This window comes from Pseudomonas sp. Y5-11, from assembly GCF_022368695.1.
Classification (GTDB): domain Bacteria; phylum Pseudomonadota; class Gammaproteobacteria; order Pseudomonadales; family Pseudomonadaceae; genus Aquipseudomonas; species Aquipseudomonas parakoreensis.
On sequence record NZ_CP058974.1, the window covers coordinates 3,545,892 to 3,557,733 of the forward strand.

13 protein-coding genes and 2 pseudogenes are annotated in these 11,842 nt (G+C 58.1%); 7 read left to right on the forward strand and 8 right to left on the reverse strand.

Annotated features, from left to right (window positions below; genetic code table 11):
- The first annotated feature begins 61 nt into the window (after positions 1-61).
- Complete coding sequence (locus tag HXW87_RS15655; protein WP_047293783.1) at positions 62-541, forward strand: MerR family transcriptional regulator; 480 nt, start codon at positions 62-64, stop codon at positions 539-541.
- Between the two features lie 15 nt (positions 542-556).
- On the opposite strand, the gene HXW87_RS15660 is transcribed toward HXW87_RS15655, so the two are convergent.
- Positions 557-1,561: an acetoacetate decarboxylase (ADC) gene (locus HXW87_RS15660; protein ID WP_239776519.1), complete on the reverse strand. Its 1,005-nt coding sequence runs from the start codon at positions 1,559-1,561 to the stop codon at positions 557-559.
- Positions 1,562-1,598: 37 nt separating this feature from the next.
- The gene (locus tag HXW87_RS15665) at positions 1,599-2,336 is read right to left on the reverse strand and encodes a type 1 glutamine amidotransferase domain-containing protein (RefSeq protein WP_239776520.1); all 738 of its coding nucleotides are present in this window, start codon (positions 2,334-2,336) and stop codon (positions 1,599-1,601) included.
- Positions 2,337-2,585: 249 nt separating this feature from the next.
- Between HXW87_RS15665 and HXW87_RS15670 the strand changes: the two genes are divergently transcribed.
- Together HXW87_RS15670 and HXW87_RS15675 are read left to right on the forward strand one after the other, a co-directional pair.
- Entirely contained in the window at positions 2,586-3,665 is a 1,080-nt protein-coding gene (locus HXW87_RS15670; protein WP_239776521.1) for a saccharopine dehydrogenase NADP-binding domain-containing protein, read from the forward strand.
- Between the two features lie 74 nt (positions 3,666-3,739).
- Complete coding sequence (locus HXW87_RS15675; protein ID WP_239776522.1) at positions 3,740-4,972, forward strand: NADH:flavin oxidoreductase/NADH oxidase family protein; 1,233 nt, start codon at positions 3,740-3,742, stop codon at positions 4,970-4,972.
- Positions 4,973-5,037: 65 nt separating this feature from the next.
- On the opposite strand, the gene HXW87_RS15680 is transcribed toward HXW87_RS15675, so the two are convergent.
- Together HXW87_RS15680 and HXW87_RS15685 are read right to left on the reverse strand one after the other, a co-directional pair.
- The gene (locus HXW87_RS15680; protein ID WP_239776523.1) at positions 5,038-5,598 is read right to left on the reverse strand and encodes a fasciclin domain-containing protein; all 561 of its coding nucleotides are present in this window, start codon (positions 5,596-5,598) and stop codon (positions 5,038-5,040) included.
- Between the two features lie 119 nt (positions 5,599-5,717).
- Positions 5,718-6,140 carry an SgcJ/EcaC family oxidoreductase gene (locus HXW87_RS15685; RefSeq protein ID WP_239776524.1) on the reverse strand — a complete coding sequence of 141 codons (423 nt, stop codon included), beginning with the start codon at positions 6,138-6,140 and terminating at the stop codon, positions 5,718-5,720.
- 53 nt (positions 6,141-6,193) lie between these two features.
- Here HXW87_RS15685 and HXW87_RS15690 point away from each other — a divergent pair, with 53 nt between their 5' ends.
- Both HXW87_RS15690 and HXW87_RS15695 read left to right on the forward strand, forming a co-directional pair.
- Positions 6,194-6,487 carry a hypothetical protein gene (locus tag HXW87_RS15690; protein ID WP_182404408.1) on the forward strand — a complete coding sequence of 98 codons (294 nt, stop codon included), beginning with the start codon at positions 6,194-6,196 and terminating at the stop codon, positions 6,485-6,487.
- Between the two features lie 166 nt (positions 6,488-6,653).
- The gene (locus HXW87_RS15695) at positions 6,654-7,088 is read left to right on the forward strand and encodes a GFA family protein (protein WP_182404409.1); all 435 of its coding nucleotides are present in this window, start codon (positions 6,654-6,656) and stop codon (positions 7,086-7,088) included.
- 19 nt (positions 7,089-7,107) lie between these two features.
- On the opposite strand, the pseudogene HXW87_RS15700 reads toward HXW87_RS15695, so the two are convergent.
- Positions 7,108-7,194 (reverse strand): annotated as a pseudogene (locus tag HXW87_RS15700) (DUF1993 family protein); the annotation flags it as partial.
- A 41-nt stretch (positions 7,195-7,235) separates the two neighbouring features.
- Entirely contained in the window at positions 7,236-7,628 is a 393-nt protein-coding gene (locus tag HXW87_RS15705) for a MerR family transcriptional regulator (protein WP_239776525.1), read from the reverse strand.
- 74 nt (positions 7,629-7,702) lie between these two features.
- On the opposite strand from HXW87_RS15705, the gene HXW87_RS15710 reads away from it, so the two are divergent.
- Positions 7,703-8,782 carry an SDR family oxidoreductase gene (locus HXW87_RS15710; RefSeq protein WP_239776526.1) on the forward strand — a complete coding sequence of 360 codons (1,080 nt, stop codon included), beginning with the start codon at positions 7,703-7,705 and terminating at the stop codon, positions 8,780-8,782.
- 144 nt (positions 8,783-8,926) lie between these two features.
- On the opposite strand, the gene HXW87_RS15715 is transcribed toward HXW87_RS15710, so the two are convergent.
- On the reverse strand, positions 8,927-10,048 hold the full coding sequence (locus HXW87_RS15715) for an SMP-30/gluconolactonase/LRE family protein (protein WP_182404412.1): 1,122 nt from the start codon (positions 10,046-10,048) through the stop codon (positions 8,927-8,929).
- Between the two features lie 233 nt (positions 10,049-10,281).
- Between HXW87_RS15715 and HXW87_RS15720 the strand changes: the two are divergent.
- Positions 10,282-10,956: pseudogene (locus HXW87_RS15720) on the forward strand (saccharopine dehydrogenase NADP-binding domain-containing protein); the annotation flags it as partial.
- Between the two features lie 50 nt (positions 10,957-11,006).
- Here HXW87_RS15720 and HXW87_RS15725 read toward each other — a convergent pair.
- The gene (locus HXW87_RS15725; RefSeq protein ID WP_080963267.1) at positions 11,007-11,471 is read right to left on the reverse strand and encodes a thiol-disulfide oxidoreductase DCC family protein; all 465 of its coding nucleotides are present in this window, start codon (positions 11,469-11,471) and stop codon (positions 11,007-11,009) included.
- Positions 11,472-11,842 lie beyond the last annotated feature (371 nt).

The following is an 11,842-nucleotide window of genomic DNA, read 5'->3' on the forward strand; positions in this document are numbered from 1 at the left end:
GCGCTTGCGCTCCTTCAGGTTTAAAGTCAGCTTCAAGGTTAACGTGCTTGCGGAGTCGGACATGAGAATCGGTGAACTGGCAAAAATCAGCGGACTGGCGCCGTCGCGCATCCGCTTCTACGAAGCGAGCGGGTTGATCACTTCGGTCGCGCGCAAAGCCAATGGCTATCGCGATTACGCCCCCGACACACAGTGGGTGTTGCATATCATCACCGGCGCGCAGGCGGCAGGTTTTTCCCTGGAGGAAATCCGTCAGTTGATGCCGATGAATGCCAACGGTTGGCAGCACGACCAATTGCTCAGTGGCTTGAAGCAAAAGGTCGATGAAATCGAGGTGCTGCAGCAACGGCTGGCGCAGAACAAGGAACAACTGCTGCTGGTCATCAAAGGGATCGAGGGCAAACCTGCGGGGATGGCGTGTGCGGACAATGCGCAGAGGCTGATCCAACGGCTGTGCGAAGAAGGCGTGGCTTCTGCGCCCGACAAGCAGCCAGCAGCTGCGGCAAGAAAAACCAACGCCCGTCAGGCATCCAGAGCCTGACGGGCGTTACCGCTTTCAGCGCTTGCCAACCAGCGTGGCAAGCGGTTTTGGCGCATAGAGCGCACTCTGGAACTCAGGGACATATTCGTACTTGAGCATTTTCCCCAGCTTCAAATCGCGCAGATAATTAGAAAGGCTGCCATCGCCCAGCGTCAGCGTGGCGGCATCCGCGTCCCGGCTGGAACCGTGGCTGAGCTGGCGCGACACCGCGTAGCCATAGGCCAGTTGGCCCTGGTGATCGAGGTTGGTGAAACTGCTGGTGACGATATCCTCATCGCGCGACAGTTTGTCGAGCTTCTTCGCGGTGAAGGACACGTCCGGTTTGCCGGTCTGGCTGTCACTGATCTCATAGATCACGGATTGCCCGTTTTCTTTGCGATCAATGCCGGTCAGCCACTTCGGCAGGTTGTAACCGACCACTCCGCGCACCCGTGCCAGCTCGGTATTGACCGGCAACTTGAGCACATAACCCCAGAAATCTTCTGACATCGACTGGCCAATCAACGTGAGCGGTCCCAGGTTGGTTTTGCCGGGTTTGTTGGTGATGATCGACACGGCAACTTCGTTATAGGCGTCGTTATCGCAATGCTCGTAGGTGTAGGCGGTGAATGCGATCAAGCCACGTCCTGGCCAGACTTGCAGTGGCTGCACGGTGGCCAGTATTTCCGGCGGCATCAACGACCGGAGCCGATCGAGGTCGGCCGTGTAGATCGCCGTGACACGACTGTTCTGATAGTAGAAATTGGGCGAAAACGACTCAAAGCCAATGTCGACCTTGTTCTTCGCCAGGCCCTTGAACCAGCTCAAATCAACGCCCGGGACTTCGGCGGCAATCACCGACAACGGCGGATTGGAGCGAAAGCGGTCATACAGGCCACCCTTGACGACGGGTACTGAATGGCCGGCAATGTCGATGGTGGTGGTCTCGGTCAGATCGGGCATTTCAGGTGTCTCCGCCAACGCAGCGTTGGCAAAAGTGGTGATCAGCAATCCTGTTAAAACGGCGCTCGCGACTTTCAATCGGACTTTCTCCGGTGGGTAGGCACTACAAAAAGATTCAGCGCGTTCGTTCGCCGGCGCTGAGCACCGCCATCACGGCTTCAGCCACGGCCTTGGGCGATTGAGGGTTCTGGCCAGTCACCAGCCTTCCATCGGTAATGGCAAACGAAGTGAACGGCAGCCAGCCCTTGCGATAGCGCGCGCCTTGGCTCACCAAGCGGTCCTCAAGAAAGAACGGCACCTGATTTTTCATGCCCGAGAGCAGCTCTTCGCGGTCGGAGAACCCGGTGATGTTTCGACCCTTGATGATCAACTGGCCCTGGCTGTCTTTCAGATCCAGCAGACCCGCCACACCATGGCACACCGCCGATACGATGCCGCCCTGGTTGTAGATGGTTTCGGCGACACGGCGCAGGTCAGGATTGTCGGGAAAGTCCCACATGACGCCATGGCCCCCGGTGAAGTAGATGACGCCGAAGCGGGACGGATCGACCTCGGCGATCGGCAACGTATTGGCCAGGCGCGCGCGGAACGCAGGCGACTGCAAATGCTCCCGCGCAGCCTTGTCCATGTACAACCAGCCCAGACTGCGTTCGTCCAGAGGCACCGCGCCACCCTTGGGGCTGGCAAACACGGTGGTGTAGCCGGCAGCTTCCACCACATCGGTGAAGTGGGTCAGTTCGGTCAGCCACAAGCCGGTGGTATCGGATCGCGAGGGATAGCTGGCGTGATTGGTCATGATCACCAGGATCTGGCGATCCCTGGCAGCCGCCGACTCAGCATTTGCAAACGTCATGAAAGCACCACCTATCAATAACAGGGCAGAGGAAACAAGGGTCTTGAGCATCTTCCGGGGTCCATCGAGCAAGCAGGTCAGCGCATGCTCACCTTAAACCTCGCTTTAAGGTCAACCCCCGCTGCTGCGAATAATGTTTGCTGATGACATCGGACTTTTACTTGACCCTCAACCTCACGTTAACGCTAGCGTCTGAAGCTGATTGGGCAAGGCAATAACGCCGGTCATCAATCCACTCAGGAGCCAGACATGAGTCAGCAAGACCAACCGGATACACCGATGAAATGGATGATTTATGGCGCCAACGGCTATACCGGCGAACTGATCGCTCGCGATGCCGTCAGGCGTGGACTCAGGCCGGTGTTGGCCGGACGTAGCCGCGACAAGGTCGAAGCGTTGGCCCGGGAACTGGGTCTCGAAGCCCGGGTGTTCGGTCTGGACGACCCTGCGCGGTTGCTGGCGCAGATCAAGGGCCACGGTTTGATTCTGCATTGCGCGGGGCCGTTTTCCGCGACCGCCGCGCCGATGATCGAGGCCTGCCTGCGGGCCGGCGCGCACTATCTGGACATCACTGGCGAGATTGCCGTATTCGAACATGCGCAGTCCCTGAATGAGCGGGCGCGGGCAGCAGGGTCAGTCATTTGCCCCGGCGTCGGCTTCGATGTAGTCCCGACCGACTGCGTTGCCGCCGCCCTGAAAGACGCGCTGCCGGATGCGACGCATCTGGCGCTGGGCTTCGATTCACGTTCGAGCTTTTCACCCGGCACTGCCAAGACTTCAATCGAAGGCCTGGCGCAGGGTGGCAAGGTCCGACGTGACGGCAAGATTGTTTCCGTGCCGCTGGCCTATCGGGTACGGCGTATCGATTTCGGTGCCGGGGAGAAGCTGGCGATGACCATCCCGTGGGGCGATGTGTCCACCGCCTGGCACACCACCGGCATCGCCAATATCGAGGTGTTCATACCGGGATCGGCGGGGATGATTCGCGGCGCCAGGCTCGCCAACTGGATTCGTCCGTTGCTGGGACTGTCGTTTGTGCAGCGGCTGCTCAAGGCGCGCATCGGCAAGACAGTGACCGGTCCGGATCAGGCAAAACGTGCTGACCAAGGCACCTATGTGTGGGGCGAGGCCCGCAATGCGCGCGGTGAAAGCAAAGTCGCCCGCGTGCACACCGCGAACGTTTACAGCCTGACGATCGACGCTGCGTTGGCGGTGGTCGGCTATCTGTTGCGGACAACACCACCCGGCGGTGCCTACACACCTGCGCGGTTGTTGGGCGCGGATCTAGTGACGCACTTGCCAGGGTCGAGCGAAATCAACATTGAATGACCTTGAAAAAAGTCATTGACCTTAAAGTTGACTTCAATCTTATGGTGGCCTCATCTCCAGTTGAGGACTGCCCCATGAACGTGTTCGACGCCCTGACCTTACCCAACGGTTCGACCATCAAGAACCGCATCGCCAAAGCCGCCATGGAGGAAAACATGGCGGACGCCGACCAGGCGCCCTCTGCAGAACTGATGCGTCTGTATCAGGCATGGGCCGATGGCGGTGCCGGGCTGATCATCACCGGCAACGTGATGGTCGACGGCCGCGCCATGACCGGGCCGGGCGGCGTGGTGCTGCAAGATGATCAGCAACTCGACAAGTTCAAGCGCTGGGCGCGGATCGGCCGTTCTGCCGGTGCCCAGTTCTGGTTGCAGATCAATCACCCGGGGCGCCAGATGCAGTCCAACCTCGGGCAGAAAACCTGGGCGCCATCAGCGGTACCGCTGGACCTGGGCAAACTGTCCAAGCGTTTCGCCACGCCCCACGCCATGACCGCCAGTGTGATTGAGGACGTCATTCAGCGTTTTGCGCAAACCGCACGCCTCGGTGAACAGGCCGGCTTCACTGGGGTGGAAATCCACGCCGCCCACGGCTATCTGTTGAGCCAGTTTCTCTCGCCACTGACCAATCAAAGGACGGACGAGTGGGGCGGCTCTCTGCAGAACCGCGCGCGGTTGTTGGTCGAGATCGTCAAGGCAGTCAGGGCCGTGGTTTCTGCAGAGTTTGCCGTAGCGGTCAAACTCAATTCCGCCGATTTCCAGCGCGGTGGATTCACCGCTGACGACGCGAAAAAGGTCGTTGAGTTGCTCAACGATCTGGGCGTGGATCTGGTGGAACTGTCCGGTGGCAGCTACGAAGTCCCGGCCATGCAGGGTGAGGCGCGCGATGGTCGCACGTTGGCTCGTGAGGCCTATTTCGTCGAGTTTGCCCGGGATATCCAGACCGTTGCGAAAATGCCGGTAATGGTCACGGGGGGCATTCGTCGTCGCCCGGTAGCCGACAGTGTCGTGCACAGTGGTGTGGACATGGTCGGCATCGGCACCGCGTTGGCCATCGATCCGCACCTGCCGCGCGACTGGCAGCAGGGCAAGGACAACGCCCCGCAATTGCCGCCGATCACTTGGAAAAACAAGGCCGTTGCCGCCCTGGCGAATATGGCGGTGGTGAAGTTTCAGCTGGGCAAACTCAGTCGGGCAAAAAAGCCTGAGCCGAACGTGTCACCGTTGCGCGCGCTGATACTGCAGCAGATCGGTATGGCGTTTCGCACTCGGCAATATCGGCGCTGGGTGGAAAAGCGTTCGGCGTGAGTCGCAAGGCACTTCAATCGTGACGTTGGCGGACGCTCTGACGAGAGCCCGCCCACGTCAACCGGTCAGTTCGGCATCAGCACCGTGTCGACCACATGAATCACGCCATTGGATTGCATGACGTCCGCGATGGTAACGGCGGCCTTACCACCTTTGGCGTCCTGCACCCACAACTTGCCATCATGTAGCATGACAGTCAGCGATTCGTCCTCGACGGTTTTCAGCATCACTTTGCCGCCGTGCATTTTGGCGTCGTCCATCAGCTGTTTGGCAGTGTGAGTGCCGGCCACGACGTGGTAAGTCAGGATCTTCGTCAGGTCCGCCTTGTGTTCAGGCTTGACCAAGGTATCGACCGTGCCGGCGGGCAGTTTTGCGAAGGCTTCGTTGGTGGGGGCGAAGACCGTGAACGGTCCCTTGCTGTTGAGCGTATCCACCAGGCCGGCGGCCTTGACCGCAGCGACCAGGGTCGTGTGATCCTTGGAGTTGACTGCGTTCTCGACGATGGTCTTCGTTGGATACATGGCCGCTCCGCCAACCATCACGGTATCGGCGGCAAAGCTGGATCCAGCGCCGAGGCAGAGCAGAGTGAAGCAAGCGACAGTAAGGCGTTTGATGAGCATGTGCATGGTGCGTCTCCTTGATTCTTCGACCCTTCGAATGAGGGTGTTGAATGTACGGAGCAGGGGGTGAAACGGATGCAGCATGCAGCGAAAAACCTTTTGCGGTGCGCTGAAACGGATTACCGCTAATCACGCAGGGTGGCTTCACCTGTGCGCGGGTTGGTCAGGGTCACATTCTCCAGCGCTCTGATGCGCCAAGCCTCGTTCTGCCTGATCAGCACCGCGAGAATCAGCGTATCGACCACATGCGCTCCGGCCGGATGCGCAGCACCGGCCGACAAACGACTCCAGAAGTGAATGATCGCCACCCCGTCAGCAACAGGGTCGATATCGATCAGTTCATTCTCAAGAGTGGAGTCACGATAGATCGTCTGGTGAATGGGCACGTGCAGCGCAACGATCTGCTCGACGCCCCGAACAAAGTGGCCGAAACGATTGACGAACGTCGCTTGCGGATCGAACAGAGCTCCGAGTGCCGCCATGTCGTGAGCGTTCCAGACTGCCTGGAATGCGGCGGGAGCGTCTTCGGGTTTTTTTATCTGAGTCATGGCCGGGGCCTCGCAGATCGTTAGAATGCGCTTTTAAACATAAGAAGCTCAGTATGGATGTACAAGCGCTCGAAAGTAGCGACGTTTTATCGTTCACGTTGGATCAGGCACATCGCTGTTTCGAAATGGTCGTCAGCCTGAAGGACGGATGCCGATGCAAACTGACGGCGTGGAATATCGATGGCGCAGAGTTGCCCATCAGTCTCGGTGCTCTGCACATTCAAAATTCTCGCGTCCTCGGAGAGCTGGAAGGGATCAGCTTTGTTGAAAACGTTCTATCTCTCGAGGGCGATTTTGGCGATATGTCTATCAAGGCGGACACGGTTTTGGTCGAAAAGCTGATTTAGGCTTTGAGCGCAAAAGGAGGGATTGCCATCTCGATAGACGATTCCATTCAAATCTCTGTCAACGCTTGGCGCAATAAATTCTGTCTGTAACCTGAGGTTCTGCCGGCGCGCTTGTTTCTAAACCTGACGCCAGCGCCTGATCAATCGTTTTTCCAAGGAGGTCCCCATGACAACAGGGCAGTGTCTTTGCGCGGCAGTACGCTTTTCCCTCTCAGTGGAACCGCGCTTTTTCTATCGCTGCCACTGCTCGTTGTGTCGCAAGCAAACCGGTGTCGGGTTCAACCTCGCCACTCTGGTCAACGCTCGGGACTTTCGCTGGGATGCAGGGCAGGACTTGATTAACAGTTGGGTCAAACCCAGCGGCTACAGAAACGACTTCTGCGCACAATGCGGCTCGACCGTGCCCAACCCGCTTCGCGAATCGCCTTACGTGTGGATTCCGCTCGGACTGCTCGAGGAGGATCTGAGCATGGAATGCGTTGGCGATTTCTGTGTGGACGATGCCATGTCATGGGATGCGCAGCGATCAACGCGGAGTTATCACGGGGCGGTGGAGTCACTGGCGTTTCTTCTGCAAAAACTCCGGCTCAATCCTGATTGACCCGAAGCTCTCGCTGCAATTACTTCCTTAAATACGCAAACATGTGCTGCACATAATCCGCCTTGCCCAGCGGCACACCGTTGTGGCGCAGGATGTTGCAGGCAGAACACTTTGCGCAGGAGTCTCCCCACGGCATTTGCCGTAGGTTCAATGATTGGCAGCGTCGCTCAGCTGTTGAAGCTCAAGTTGCCTGGCAGCACTCGCTTCGAGGGCCGCACGCTCTACATCCAGGTACCGATGAATGCTTTGGAGGTTGGCAATTTTCTGTTTGATTTCGGCCATCTTCTTTTCAATCAGCTTCGCGCCGTCAGCACAATCGATTAGCTTGTTGCGCTGCGCATCCAGAATCTCGCCTATTTCTCCCAGGGAAAATCCCATGCTTTGCGCGCGCTGGATAAAGTCCAGATCCTGCAGGGTTTGCTCGGTGTAGACACGATAGTTGTTGGTTTGCCGCAGCGGTGAGATCAGGCCGATCTGCTCGTAGTAACGCAAGGTATGACGGCTGGCGCCGCTGCGAGCCCCGAGTTCGCCGATTTTCATGAAAACACCGCTTGACTGTAGAGTTGGGTCGATACTTTACGCTGGATTTCTCACCTTCAACAAGGAGCAGGGAAATGAGCGTGGAGTGCTTTGTCACGGGGGGTACCGGCTTTATCGGTCAACATTTGCTGGCGAAACTGAGTGCAAAAGGTCACACCCTTCGGGTGCTGATGCGTCGCCCGGAGCGGCTGGCTGCGTTGCGCGAGCAAGTTGATAGTTTAGGCGGGTGCGCGACACGGGTATTTGCCGTGGCTGGCGATCTGGAACAGGACAATCTCGGGCTGAGCCTGGCTGATCAGGAGGTGATGAGGGGCGCCAGCGTCATATTCCATCTGGGCGCCCACTTCGCATGGGGTCTTTCGGTGGAGCGTTCTCGCGCGGTGAATGTGCAGGGGGCAAAGCGTGTGGCGCTGTTGGCGGCTGAGCAAAAAAGCCGTTTAGTGATGATCGGCGGCTACATGCTGAACAATCATGAACATCTGCAACGCATCGGCATTGATCCTCGTCAGCCGGAGTTGACGAACTGGCCCGCCGTCTACCGGCGTGTCGGTGGTTACGAGGCAAGCAAGCTCGAAGCGCATTTTGCGACCCAGCAGGTCATGTCCGCCAAGGGTGGTGAGATGACCGTTGTCCACCCTGCGACGGTCTGTGGCCATAGCCTCACAGGGCATATCCTTGACGGTCAGCCGCTGGTGGCGCTGATACGCAACCTGGTGCAGGGCAAGCTGACTGCAGTGCCCGGTTCAGCCGAGCACTGGCTGCCACTGGTCACCGTGGATTATCTGGTCGAACTGGTGGCCGTTTGTGCTTTTGATCCTGCCATGGTGGGCGAGGAACTGCTGGCGCTGGATGATCAAACGCCAAACTTGCGAGAACTCCTGGCACAGGTGGCTAAACCTTTGGGCTTGAAGTCTCCCAAACATCACATTTCACTTCGACTGCTGAAGTGGCTACTGAGTATTCCTCCGGTCGCGTGGTTTTTGAATACAAAACCCGAAGCCTTGGACTTTATCCAGACCAATCGTTTCAACACAGCGGCGGTCGAGCGGTTTGCCAACAGGCATGGAATAGTTAAACCGGATATACGTCAGGCCTTGCAGCACACGGCAACGTTCGTCAACGCGTATTACATAGCCAAGGGCCAGGCACTCTGACGTCTCCCTTGGGCGGCGCCGTCGATACAGGGCGGCATTCTATCGAACGACCATTCAGCGACAAGGATCGTCACCGCGCAGCCTCGGATGCGCGGCAGGATCTTGTTTCAATATTCAAGGACCATCGCTAGACCGGCGTCGTTTTTACAACGCAAACGTAGTCCCACGTGTATTTACAAACAACGAGTAGATCGAGTGACTGCTGGCCATGAACAGTCGATTGCCTTCGCGTCCGCCGAAGCACAGGTTCGGGCAGCGCTCTGGCAGCGAAATGTGCCCGATGGCCTTGCCCTGCAAATTGAAAACGCGCACACCGTCGAGTTTTTCCAGGTCGGCCTTGGGATCACCATTGCCGCCCCAGCCACACCACAGGTTGCCCGCTTCGTCGCATTTGATGCCGTCAATCGCGGCATAGTCCAAGCCTTCGATGTGCTTGCGGCGTTCGCCCAGGGTGCCGTCGTCTTTCACCGCAATCGCCCAGATCAGGCGATTGGGCTTGGCGCGACCTTCGACGACATACAGGGTCTTTTCATCGGGAGAAAAGCACAGGCCGTTGGGACCGTTGAGGTCGTCGATTACCCGAGTGACTTTTTGGCTCTCACCGTCGATGCGGTACACGGCGTGGGATTGGGTCGGGGTGACTTTGTGGCCTTCGTAGTTATTGCCGGTCTGGAATGGCGGGTCGGTGAACCAGATCGAGCCGTCACTTTTGCAGACGATGTCGTTGGGCGAGTTGAAGGGCTTGCCGTCGAAACTGTCAGCCAGCACGGTGCTCGTGCCATTGTGTTCGGTGCGCGTGATGCGGCGCCCTTCGCTAGTGGTGGTGGAGCCTTCGCAAACGATCAGTCGCCCTTGGCGATCCCGGCACATGCCGTTGGAGAAGTTTGAATGTTCGCGGTACACCGTGAAGGAGTCGGTGATTTCGTCCCAGCGCATGATGCGATTATTGGGGATGTCACTGACCAACAGATACCGGCCATCACCGACCCACACCGGTCCTTCGGCCCAGCGCATGCCGGTGGCGAGTTTTTCAACACTGGCGTTGAAAATACGCAGATCCAGGAAGCTGTCGTCGAGGATGTGAATCAGTGGATCAGGGTAGCGCTGACTCAAAGGTTCGGCGGCATCGGAGAAGCGGGGCAGTGCGGCGCTGCCGACGGTGGCGAGCGTGGCGGAAACAGCGAGCGACTTTTTCAGGAAACTGCGGCGGGTATTGCCTTTCGTTTGATCAAGGCTTTCAGGCTTGGCGGACAGGAATGAGTCCATGTAGCGATCTCCGTGGTTTTATTTTTGTTGAGGAGACGTAGTAATACCCTGTGATAAGACATCGTACAAGTCGATATGGCATCGCCAGTGCTGCATGTTATCCCGGTGACTGGAATCGATCTGGACGATACGGCGCTGACTCTACCGACGCTGTCTTGCCTGGCCCGTGATATCAGGGAAGCTGCGCCGAACCCGGTTACGGGGCAGTTGTTGAATTGTTCAGGGAAGCGTTGATGGCACTCAGGGTGTTGGTGGTTGGCGGGTATGGAAACTTTGGCAGCATCGTTTGTCGGCATCTGGTCGACATGCCGGGCATCGAACTGGCGATCTCGGGGCGCGATCCGCAGAAGCTGGAGCGCAAGGTCGCTGAGTTGGGGGCGCGCTGCGAGCGCTGGTGTGGTGACGCAATGGGCGCCGGGCTCGCCGCTGCTCTGCGTGCGATGAATATTCAACTGGTGGTTCACACGGGCGGCCCGTTTCAGGGGCAATCCTATGCGGTGGCCGAAAGCTGCATCGAAGCGGGCGTCAACTATTGCGATCTGGCGGACTGCCGGACGTTCGTCAATGGCATCGGCGTACTCGATGCCCGAGCGAGAGAGGCCGGTGTCGCCATCCTGAGTGGTTGCTGTTCGGTGCCGACGCTGTCGTCGGCGATCATCGATGAGCAGCGCCATCACTTCAAACGCATCGACTCGATCGAGCACGGCATTTCCTCGTCAGCGAAAACGCCGGGGTTGTCGACGATCGAGGGGGGGGCTGGCGTATGCGGGCAAGCCGATCCGCCAACTGCGCAATGGTCAAGTGCATGAGGTAATGGGTTGGTGCGTGACCACAGGGGCTGGGCCGCCGGGTTGCATCGCTGGGGAACATGGTTTGAGCGTTTCGGTGATGGCAAAAGTGCTACGTATACGAAGATGACGCGGGGGCAGTGGCTGCAGTTGATGCTGTAGCGGAGCATTCACATTGGCGACTTGAGAAAGCGACGTTCGTGATCGGGGTCGGGCAACAGGCAGGTGTCGTACTTGCCAAAGATCCGATAACGATTCAATGCCACGCGGTCGTAGGCCCAATCTCTGAGTGCTCGTGGGAAAACTCGCAGAAGCCTGACCGGCGACCAACGAGCCGGCAGTTGTGCAATGACTTCGAAGAACGCATCGGAGCGCACCCAGTAATGCTCGTCGCGAATCACCGCCATCGTGTCGAACTCGTCGACCGGAAGACCGGCCCATGCCAGCAATGCCTGACCTTCTGGCGATTGCACCGCCGCCAGGCGCACCCGCTGCTTGTTGTCGTGACGAATCAGAAAACGCGCCCAGCCGTTGCATAGCTTGCAGACGCCGTCGAACAACACCACGGTCTCGCCTGGATTAAGCAAGGGGGCGGGGGTAGGGCGGATTCGGGAGCCAGGAAGATGGGCTGTCATTGTGAGGCGTCATCCGAAGGCGGTGTCTTGGGCGATGGACTATATGCTGCGCATCCGTGGCGGTTGCGTCTATATATAGAAGGAATTTTTTGAGGGACACAGAAAACTGAAATTAACGGTTGACGGCAGATTCTGGAGGTCTATAATTCGCCCCACTTCCGGCGCAGTCGAAACGGAAAACTCCTTGAGATTCAACGAGTTATGCAGGTTTCGGCAGCGGGTTGCTTCAGTTCATCGAAGCCTGGAAGGAGTTGAAAGAGCGGTGATGTTTGGCTCTTTTGACGGTTCGGTCTTCTCGGTCGAAAGCGGTGAAAAAGAGGTGTTGACAGCAGCGTGTAACGCTGTAGAATTCGCCTCCCGCTAACGAGAGA